The organism is Janthinobacterium sp. GW458P, from assembly GCF_002127585.1.
Taxonomy (GTDB): Bacteria; Pseudomonadota; Gammaproteobacteria; order Burkholderiales; family Burkholderiaceae_D; genus Janthinobacterium.
The window spans coordinates 1-9,491 of sequence record NZ_NEGZ01000094.1; the positions used below are offsets into that span (position 1 = coordinate 1).

At 68.2% G+C, this 9,491-nt stretch carries 9 protein-coding genes; 7 read left to right on the forward strand and 2 right to left on the reverse strand.

The window, feature by feature from the left end:
- Positions 1–68: 68 nt before the first annotated feature.
- Positions 69–1,451: a type VI secretion system baseplate subunit TssK gene (gene tssK, locus CBW50_RS27355; RefSeq protein ID WP_086148416.1), complete on the reverse strand. Its 1,383-nt coding sequence runs from the start codon at positions 1,449–1,451 to the stop codon at positions 69–71.
- 40 nt (positions 1,452–1,491) lie between these two features.
- Positions 1,492–2,094, reverse strand: coding sequence for a type VI secretion system lipoprotein TssJ (gene tssJ, locus CBW50_RS27360; RefSeq protein ID WP_086148417.1), 603 nt, complete (start codon positions 2,092–2,094; stop codon positions 1,492–1,494).
- Between the two features lie 279 nt (positions 2,095–2,373).
- Between tssJ and CBW50_RS27365 the strand changes: the two genes are divergently transcribed.
- From CBW50_RS27365 to tssA, 7 genes are all read left to right on the forward strand, one after another.
- Positions 2,374–2,964: a tetratricopeptide repeat protein gene (locus CBW50_RS27365; RefSeq protein WP_086148418.1), complete on the forward strand. Its 591-nt coding sequence runs from the start codon at positions 2,374–2,376 to the stop codon at positions 2,962–2,964.
- 37 nt (positions 2,965–3,001) lie between these two features.
- Positions 3,002–3,511, forward strand: a complete 510-nt coding sequence (gene tssB, locus CBW50_RS27370) for a type VI secretion system contractile sheath small subunit (RefSeq protein WP_086148419.1) — start codon at positions 3,002–3,004, stop codon at positions 3,509–3,511.
- A gap of 1 nt (position 3,512) precedes the next feature.
- Positions 3,513–5,003, forward strand: coding sequence for a type VI secretion system contractile sheath large subunit (tssC, locus tag CBW50_RS27375; RefSeq protein ID WP_086148420.1), 1,491 nt, complete (start codon positions 3,513–3,515; stop codon positions 5,001–5,003).
- Between the two features lie 31 nt (positions 5,004–5,034).
- Positions 5,035–5,526, forward strand: coding sequence for a type VI secretion system tube protein Hcp (locus CBW50_RS27380; RefSeq protein WP_034750126.1), 492 nt, complete (start codon positions 5,035–5,037; stop codon positions 5,524–5,526).
- Between the two features lie 66 nt (positions 5,527–5,592).
- The gene (gene tssE, locus CBW50_RS27385; RefSeq protein ID WP_086148421.1) at positions 5,593–6,057 is read left to right on the forward strand and encodes a type VI secretion system baseplate subunit TssE; all 465 of its coding nucleotides are present in this window, start codon (positions 5,593–5,595) and stop codon (positions 6,055–6,057) included.
- Positions 6,054–8,696, forward strand: a complete 2,643-nt coding sequence (tssH, locus tag CBW50_RS27390; RefSeq protein ID WP_086148422.1) for a type VI secretion system ATPase TssH — start codon at positions 6,054–6,056, stop codon at positions 8,694–8,696. The genes tssE and tssH overlap by 4 nt, the downstream gene beginning before the upstream one ends.
- Before the next feature lie 20 nt (positions 8,697–8,716).
- On the forward strand, positions 8,717–9,491 hold a 775-nt coding region (gene tssA / locus CBW50_RS27395), incomplete at its 3' end, for a type VI secretion system protein TssA (protein WP_086148423.1).

Here is a 9,491-nt window from a genome sequence, read left to right on the forward strand (position 1 = left end):
CGCGCCGGCGGGAGCGGGGCCGCGCGGTCCGCCCGGCGATGGCGCCGCGCGCCGTTCGATGAGCTGGCTCATGCCGTCACCGCGATCAGTTCGAGCTGCAGGTCGCGTATGCCGGCCGGCACGTACACGGCGATCGATTGCGCCTTGAGCATCTGCTCATGCAGCGCGCCGCGGTTGTCGATCGCAAAATAATAGGTGTCGGGCCGCACGGGGATGGCGGCCGGCACCTGCGGCGCGTGCGACAGTTTTACGCCCGGCATGGCCGACAGCACGCATTTCTCCACGTCGTCGGGCGCGCCCACCTTCACGCGCAGCGGCACCACTTCCACCAGTTCGATGGCGGGCATGGCGGCGCGGATGGCCAGGTACAAGGTGGTGTGCTGGTCGATCTTGCCCGAATCGAGCTTGCCCAGGTGGTAGGAGGGCTTGTCCTCCGACAGGGCGATGGAAAAATACTTCGACGAGATGACCGTGTCGAGCAGTTCGCGGATGATGCCGTCGAGGGCGTCGAAGCAGGCGCCCGGCTGCGCGTGGTCGTAGGCGGGCAGGCTAACCAGCGTGTAGTGCCTGGAGTAGCTGAGCAGGCCGCCGGCCAGCGCCAGCAGCGCTTCGTACAGGCGCTCGGGATGCAGGGCCGGATGGCGCACGTAGTGCATCAGCGCGGCGGCGGCCGTGCTCACCGTGTGCAGCAGCCAGAACGAGGACACGTCGCCCGAGCGGAACTCGATCACGTTGCGGCTCGGTTCGCGGTGGTGGCCGTGCAGCGCGCCCACCTTGGCCTGCAGCGCGTCGAGCAGGTGTTCCAGCAGGCCCTGCAGGCGCGGCGCGCCGGCGATCGCCAGGCTGGGCGCCATGAACGAGGGCACGGGCTCGAAGCCGCCCGACGCCGTGCGCCGCAGGGCGATCAGCGGCAGGCAGTCGTAGGAACCGCGCGCCTCGCTGTCGGGAATCAGGCGCAGGGCTTTGCGCAGGTATGCCACGTCGGCCACGCTGGACTCCGTAAACAGGTCGGGCGTGGCGCGCATGGCGTGCACGAAGCGGGTGTTCGGCGGCGCGCCGGCGGCCGGGGTGTCCGGCTTGCCGGGCGCCGTGTAGTTCAGGCCTTCGCGGTTGAGCACGGGCAGGGCCGCGTAAAAAGTCACTTCCTGCAGGGCCGGCGGCAGCGCTTCCAGGTCGACGGGCGGGGGCAGGGCGTCGCTGCCCGGCGCGCCGTCGCCGGGCGCGTCATACACTTCGCCGTCGCGGAAGATGGCCGACAGCGCCTGCAGGCGCAGGGTGCCCGTCTTCAGCGCCGCCAGGTCCCATTCCATGTGCGCCACGCCCCACAGGTACGGGTGCAGCGCGCTGGCCGTGCGGTGCAGGCGCATTTCGTGATACTGGTCCTGGCGCTGGAAATGCTGCGGCCGCAGGAACAGGCCTTCGCCCCACAAGACTTTCGCTGCCATGCCCATGTCGCTTCTCCTTTTCGGTATGCGGTAGTGGTGGAATGCCTTACTGGCAGCGCGGTGCCGGCGGCGGCGCCATGGCGCCAGCCGCGCCGCCGCCCATGCTCAGGGCGCAGGCATGCAGGCCGACGGTGATGCCGCCGCGTTCCGCGTCGGCGGCGGCAAAGGTGGCGCGCCAGCGCTGCGCGGCCGGCGCGCGGAACAGCGCCACGACGCCGATGAAATACGCTTCCTTGCTGACCTTTTCCTGCACTTCGTAGCGCTGGCCGGGCACCAGCAGCACCTCTTTGACTTCCATCAGGTCGGCGCCGAGGGCGGCCTGTTCGCGCTGCGCGTCGAGGAAGCTGGCGTACGGCGCCTGCTCGAAGGCGGCGCTCTGGCGCAGCTTGTAGATGCGCGCCACCAGCGCCAGCGGCCGGCCGTCGGCGTCCGTGTTGAGGCGCTGCGCCGCGTGCAGGCGGATGCTGATATTGCGCGGCGGCTGTTGCGCGTCGGGCAGTGCGGGCGGCGGCTTGGCCACGCCGGCCATCTGCAGCGCCGCATTGGCGAGGGTGCCGATGGCGCCGCCCGCGCAGCCGGCTTGCAGCCAGGCCAGCAGCAGTAGCGGGGCGGCGCGCGCCAGGCGGCGGAGCGGGGCGTCAGATGGCATGGGCGATCTTTGCAAAAATGGTGGGTGGAAATAAAAGAGTTGCAGCCATTTAAACGCATGCACGGGCGGCCTGCTTGCGTTGGCGCAAAGTCCGTCCGCGATCGAGAGAATTACTGCGCCAGATCAGGATGAATGCGATTGCACGCCGCCGTTGTAGGGAACTTCTTCTTTGCTGATTAATCTCAATTTGATAAAAATTCTGGCGATCAATAATGGCCTCCACCAGGGCGCCGCCCATCGTTCCCAGCGGTGGCGTCCACCATGTGAAGGAATGCCCAGATGAAGCCTGCCATCACCCTGTCCCGTTTTACCTGTTTCGCCGGCGCCTTGCTGCTGGCCGCCTGCGCCACGACGGAAACGCCGGCGCCGAAACCGCCCGGCGCGCCGACCCTGGCGCAAGTCATGAGCGAGGCCGATGCGGCCGCGCGGGCCGGCCAGTATGAGCGCGCCGTGACCTTGCTGCAGCGTGGCGGCACCAGCTACCCGGCCGACAAGGCGCCGTGGCTGCAGATGGCGCAGATGAAGTTCGACCGCGGCCAGTACGGCGACGCCATCGGCCACGCGCTCGAAGCGCTGGAGCGCGACCCCGACGACAAGGTCGCCAACAGTATCGTCGCCGTCAGCGGCTTGCGCCTGTCGGGCAAGGCGCTGGCCGACCTGTCGCGGCAAAACAATCTGAATGGCTCGCTGCGTTCGGAAGCGCAGGAGCTGGCCAAGCTGCTGCGCGCGAGCATCGGCGAGGACGTGCTGGTGCCGCCGTCCAGGCGTCCTGCGGCGGCGGCCAAGCGCGGCGCCGGTTCCGGCACGCCGGCGGCGAAGGGCGCGGCCTCGCCAGGCGGCACGGCCGACCCGTTCAGCGGCCTGAAATAAGCGAGCATTCCCACCATCCCCTTGCAAAGGAAGCGACATGCCCAAGTCCGACAGCGTGCAGAAACGCCTGAAGCAGGTACGCGCGCCGCGCGTGCAGATGACCTACGACGTCGAAATCGGCGACGCGATTGAAAACAAGGAGCTGCCCTTCGTGGTGGGCGTGCTGGGCGACTTTGGCGGCAATCCCGACAGCGAGAAAAAACGCCTGAAGGACCGCAAGTTCGTCGCCGTCGACCGCGACAATTTCGACGAAGTGCTGGCCGGCGTGGAACCGGTGGCCCGCTTCGCCGTGCCGAACCGCATCAGCGGGGAAGACGGCAGCTTCGCAGTCGACCTGCATTTCCGCTCGATGGACGACTTTCGCCCGGAATCGGTGGTGCGCCAGGTCGAGCCGCTGCGCAAGCTGCTCGAGGCGCGCACCAAGCTGGCCGACCTGCGCAACAAGCTGGCCGGCAACGACAAGCTGGAAGACCTGCTGACGGAAGTGCTGAACAACACCGACAGCCTGGCCACCCTGAAACCGCAGTTCCCCGCGCAGGAGGATTGAGATGAGCGCCCAGGCAGAAGCCCTTGCAGTATCGGCCGCCGGCGCGCCGGCCGCCGCCGACCTGCTCGACCAGATCGTCGAGCAAAGCCGCGTCGCCAAGTCCGGCGCCGAGCATGCGCGCGCGCGCGACCTGATCTCGGAACTGGTGGCGCAGGTGCTCGACGGCACGGTGCTGATGTCCAGCAGCCTGTCGGCCACGCTGGACGCCCGCGTGGCGGAAATCGACCGCCTGATCTCCGCCCAGCTCAGCGAGATCATGCACGCGGCGCCGTTCCAGCAGCTCGAACAAAGCTGGACGGGGCTGCGCTACCTGGTCGGCAATTCCGACACGGGCACGCGCCTGCAGATCCGCATGTTCAACGCCACCAAGCGCGAACTGGTGAAGGATTTCCAGGCCGCGCTGGAATTCGACCAGAGCAGCATGTTCAAGAAGGTCTACGAAGAGGAGTTCGGCACCTTCGGCGGTGCGCCGTTCGCCGCGCTGCTGGGCGACTTCGCCATCTCGCGCCAGCCGGAAGACATGTACTTCGTCGAACAGATGTCGCACATCGCCGCCGCGGCGCACGCGCCCTTCATCGCCTCGGCGGCGCCGGAACTGTTTGGCCTGGAAAGCTACGGCGACCTGGGCAAGCCGCGCGACCTGGCCAAGGTGTTCGACACCATCGAGTACGCGAAATGGAAGGCCTTCCGCGAATCGGAAGATGCGCGCTACGTGGGCCTGACCTTGCCCCGTTTCCTGGGCCGGCTGCCGTTCAATCCCGCCGACGGCACCAGCGTCGAGGGTTTCAACTTTGTCGAGGAAGTCGACGGCAGCGACCATCACAAATACCTGTGGTGCAACGCCGCGTATGCGTTCGGCAGCAAGCTCACGCGCGCCTTTGCCGACTACGGCTGGTGCGCCGCCATCCGCGGCGTGGAAGGCGGCGGCCTGGTGGACGACCTGCCCACGCATACCTTCAAGACGGACGAGGGCGACGTGGCCCTGAAATGCCCGGCCGAAGTGGCGATCACGGACCGCCGCGAAAAGGAGCTGTCGGACCTGGGCTTCATCTCGCTGGTGCACTGCAAGAACACGGCCTATGCGGCGTTCTTCGGCGCGCAGTCGGCGCAGAAAAGCCGCAAGTACAACAGCGACGCGGCCAACGCGAACGCGGTGCTGTCGTCGCAGCTGCAGTACATCTTTGCCGTCTCGCGCATCGCCCACTACATGAAGGCCATGATGCGCGACAAGATCGGCAGCTTCACGGCCGCCTCCAACGTGGAAGACTTTTTGAACCGCTGGCTGATGCAGTACGTGCTGCTCGACGATAACGCCAGCCAGGAACAGAAGGCGCAGTTTCCGCTGCGCGAAGCATCGGTGCAGGTGCATGAAGTGCCGGGCCGGCCTGGCGTGTACCGCGCCGTGTCCTTCCTGCGGCCGCACTTCCAGCTCGACGAGCTGTCCGTTTCGCTCCGACTGGTCGCGGAGTTGCCGAAGTCGACCAATTCATGATCCACCCATCTTTCAACCAGAGGAGCACACCATGGCAATCGATGTATATCTGCAGATAGACGGCATCAAGGGCGAGTCCACCGATGACAAGCACAAGGACTGGATCGAGTGCAAATCGGTCAGCTGGAGCGTCGAGCAGCCGAAGTCCGCCACCGCCTCGACGGGCGGCGGGCACACGGCCGAACGCTGCGAGCACAAGGACATCGTCATCTCCAAGCTGGCCGACCTGGCCTCGCCGGTGCTGCTGCAGACCTGCTCGGCCGGCAAGACCATCCCCAAGGCGCGCTTTGAATTCATGCGCGCCGACGGCCAGGGCGAACGCGTCAAGTACTTTGAAATCGAAATCGAGAATGTGCTGATCGGCGCCGTCACGCCGAACGTGGAAGAGGGCGACATCCTCGGTGAACATGTCGGCTTCAAGTTCTCGAAAGTGAAGTGGAAATACACGCAGCAAAAAGTCACGGGCGGCGCCGGCGGCAATACCTCGGGCGGCTGGGACCTGGCCGCCAACCGCGTGGCTTGATCCATCGCGCGCGGCGCGCGGCGGACATCGCCCGTTGCGCGCCGCGCCGATTTTCCAGGAGTGTGCATGGACAGTTATGTACCCGGCTTGTTTGACCGCCTGATGGGGGCGGCGGGCGGCGCGGCAGCGCGCCTGTCGCTCGAACAACTGAAGGATGCGGTGGCGCGCGACCTGGAGGCGCTGCTCAACACGCGCGTGGCCCTGCCGCCCGGCGCGCTCGACGCGTATCCGGAATGCGCGGCGTCCATCGTCAACTATGGCCTGATCGATTTTGCCGGCATGTGCTTCTCCAGCAGCGACGACCGCGCCCGCATCTGCGCCGCGCTGAAGGCGGCCATCGAGCGCCACGAGCCGCGCCTGCGCAATGTGCGCGCGCGCCTGGAGCGCGAGGCGGGCGCCATCAACCGCGTCGGCTTCGTCATCAGCGGCACCCTGGCCGTGCAGGCCGGCGGCGAGACGGTCAATTTCGACGCCGTCCTGCAGCCGTCGTCGCTGCGCTATTCGATCAACCGCAAGGGAGCCGCCGCATGAGCCATAACCTGAAAACCCTGATCGCCAAGCTCAATGACACGGCGCGCACGGCCGCCAGCCGCGCCGCGACTATCTGCATGGGGCTGGGCCAGTACGAAGTCGATATCGAACACCTGTTCCTGGCCCTGCTGGAGCAGGAGCGCAGCGATTTCGTCACCGTCGCGCGGCGCAGTGAAATCAGCCTGACGGCGCTGGAGGCGGACCTGCGGCGCGAGATCGGCGGCTTCAGGACGGGCAGCGCGCGCACGCCCGTGTTTTCGCCCCATCTGCCGCTGCTGTTCGAACACGCCTGGCTGATCGCCTCGCTCGATACGGCGCAGCCGGGACCCATCCGCAGCCGCCATCTGCTGCTGGCGCTGCTGACGGAACCTGAGCTGGCGCAGCTGGCCTACCGCGGCTCGAAGCTGTTCGCCCGCTTCAGCGTGGAGCAGTTGAAGCATCATCCGGATAAACTCACGGCCGGCTCCGGCGAGGAGGAAAGCGCGGCAGCGCCGCAGCTTGCCGACACGCCAGCCGACCCGGTCGCTACCCTGGCGACGAAGACGCCGGCGCTGGACCAGTTCACCACCGACCTGACGCAGCTGGCGCGCGACGGCAAGCTCGATCCCGTGATCGGCCGCGAGGCGGAAATCCGCCAGGCCGTCGACATCCTGCTGCGCCGCCGGCAGAACAACCCCATCCTCACGGGCGAGGCGGGCGTGGGCAAGACGGCCGTGGTGGAAGGCCTGGCGCTGCGCATCGCCGCCGGCGACGTGCCGGCCGTGCTGCAGGGCGCGCGCATCCACGCGCTCGACATGGGCTTGCTGCAGGCCGGCGCCAGCGTGAAGGGCGAATTCGAAAGCCGCCTGAAGAATGTCATCGACGAGGTGACGAAAAGCCCGCACCCGGTGATCCTCTTCATCGACGAGGCGCACACGATGATCGGCGCCGGCGGGCAGGCGGGGCAGAACGACGCGGCCAACCTGCTGAAACCGGCGCTGGCGCGCGGCGCCCTGCGCACCATCGCCGCCACCACCTGGAGCGAGTACAAAAAATATTTCGAGAAGGATGCGGCGCTGGCGCGGCGCTTCCAGGTCGTCACGGTGGAAGAACCCAGCGAGGACATCGCCTGCGCCATGCTGCGCGCCATGGCACCGCTGATGGAGCGCCATTTCGGCATCCGCGTGCGCGACGCCGCCATCGTCGAGGCGGTGCGCCTGTCGCACCGCTACATCAGCGGACGGCAGCTGCCCGACAAGGCCGTCAGCGTGCTCGATACGGCCTGCGCCAAGGTGGCGCTGGGCCAGAGCGCCACGCCGGCGCAGCTGGAAAACGCGCAGCGGCGGCAGGAGCGCCTCGGCGCCGAAATCGCCGCATTGGAGCGCGAGACGGGCGATGGCGAGGCGTCCGGCAAGGCTGGCGCCGCGCACCTGGCGCAGCTGCGGCGCGAGCATGACGGCGGCCAGGCGCAGATCGCGGCGCTGGCGCAGCGCTGGGAGCGCGAAAAAACGCTGGTGGCGCAGATCGGCGACTTGCGCGCGCAGCTGCGCGGCGAACGCCCGGGCGAGAGCGGCGCGGCGACCCTGCTGGCGCTGAAGGACGAACTGGCGGCGCTGCAGGGAGAAGCGCCGCTGGCGCCGCTGGAAGTCGACGCGCAGGTGGTGGCCGGCATCGTCGCCGGCTGGACCGGCATCCCGCTGGGGAAGATGCTCAGGGACGAGATCCGCACGGTGCTGGCCCTGGACGGGGCGCTGCGCGAACGGGTGCTGGGACAGGATCACGTCATCGAGGCCGTGGCGCAGCGCGTGCGCACGGCGCGCGCCGGCCTGGACGACCCGGACAAGCCGCAAGCCGTGTTCCTGTTCACGGGGCCGTCCGGCACGGGCAAGACGGAAACGGCGCTGGCGCTGGCCGAGCTGCTGTATGGCGGCGAGCGCAAGCTCATCACCATCAACATGAGCGAATACCAGGAGGCGCACAGCGTGGCCGGCCTGAAAGGCTCGCCGCCCGGCTATGTCGGCTATGGCGAGGGCGGCGTGCTGACGGAAGCCGTGCGGCGCCAGCCCTACAGCGTGGTGCTGCTCGACGAGGCGGAAAAAGCCCATCCCGACGTGCTGGAACTGTTCTTCCAGGTCTTCGACAAGGGCGTGCTCGATGACGCGGAAGGGCGCGAAGTCGATTTTCGCAACACCGTCATCATCGCCACCTCGAACCTGGGTTCCGGCGCCATGATGGCCGCCTGCCTGAACCGGACGGCGCAGGACTTGCCCACGCCGGCCGCGCTGGAAGAGCTGGTGCGCCCGCAACTGGCGGCGCACTTCAAGCCGGCCCTGCTGGGACGCCTGCAGGTGCTGCCGTTTTACCCCCTGAGCGACGCCGTGCTGGCCGAGATCATCGCATTGAAACTGGCGCGCATCGGCCAGCGCATCGCGCGCAACCACCAGGCGCAGTTCAGCCATGACGCCGCGCTGGTCGAGGCGGTGCTGGCGCGCTGCACCGAGGTCGATTCGGGCGCGCGCAACGTCGACCAGATCCTCAACGGCAGCGTGCTGCCGGCGATCGCCGAAGCGGTGCTGGCGCGCATGGCCGAGGGCGAGCCGGTGACGTCGATCCGCGTCGGCGCCGGCAAGCAGGGACAGTTCAAGTACACGATCCGATAATCCACCTTCCGGAGAGCGCCATGTTCAACCTGGAGCAGTTGCTGCATCCCGTCAGCGCCGTCAGCCCATGCGGCGCCGACATCACTTTCAGCCAGGAGCTCGACGCCGTCGCGCGCGCGCGCCAGCACGACGACCCGAGCCTGGACCAGGGCGACTGGGTGACGGCGCTGAAGGAGGCCGACTGGCCGTTCGTGGCGACGCGCTGCGAACAGCTGATCGCCACGCACAGCAAGGATATGCGCGTGGCCGTGTGGCTGGCCGAGGCGCACGCCAGGACGCGCCATTTCCGCGGACTGGGCGACGGCTACGCGCTGCTCGCGGGCCTGTGCGAGCGCTACTGGGACGGCCTGTACCCGCTGGCCGAGGAGGGCGACCATGAACAGCGCATCGGCAACCTGTACTGGCTGCTGTCGCGCACGCCGCAGCTGGTGCGCGAGATACCGCTGACGGCCGGCGCCGACGGCCAGTTTGCCCTGCAGGATTTCGACGCGGCGCGCCAGCGCGCGGCCGCCAGCCAGGGCCAGGGCGCGGCGGAACAGGGCTGGAGCGATGAGCGCCACGACGAGGCGCCGACCCTGGCGCAAATGGAGACGGCGCGGCAGAAAAACTCGCGCGAGTTTGCCGACGGCCTGCTGGCCGACGCGCAGTACTGCATGCAGTCGCTGCTGGCGCTCGAGCGCAGCGTCGATGCGCGGCTCGGCACGGACGGTCCCAGCTTTCGCGCCGCCCGCGACGCGCTGGAGGGCGCCATCCATTTCATCGCGCCGCTGGCGCCCGGCGCCGATCTGGCCGGCG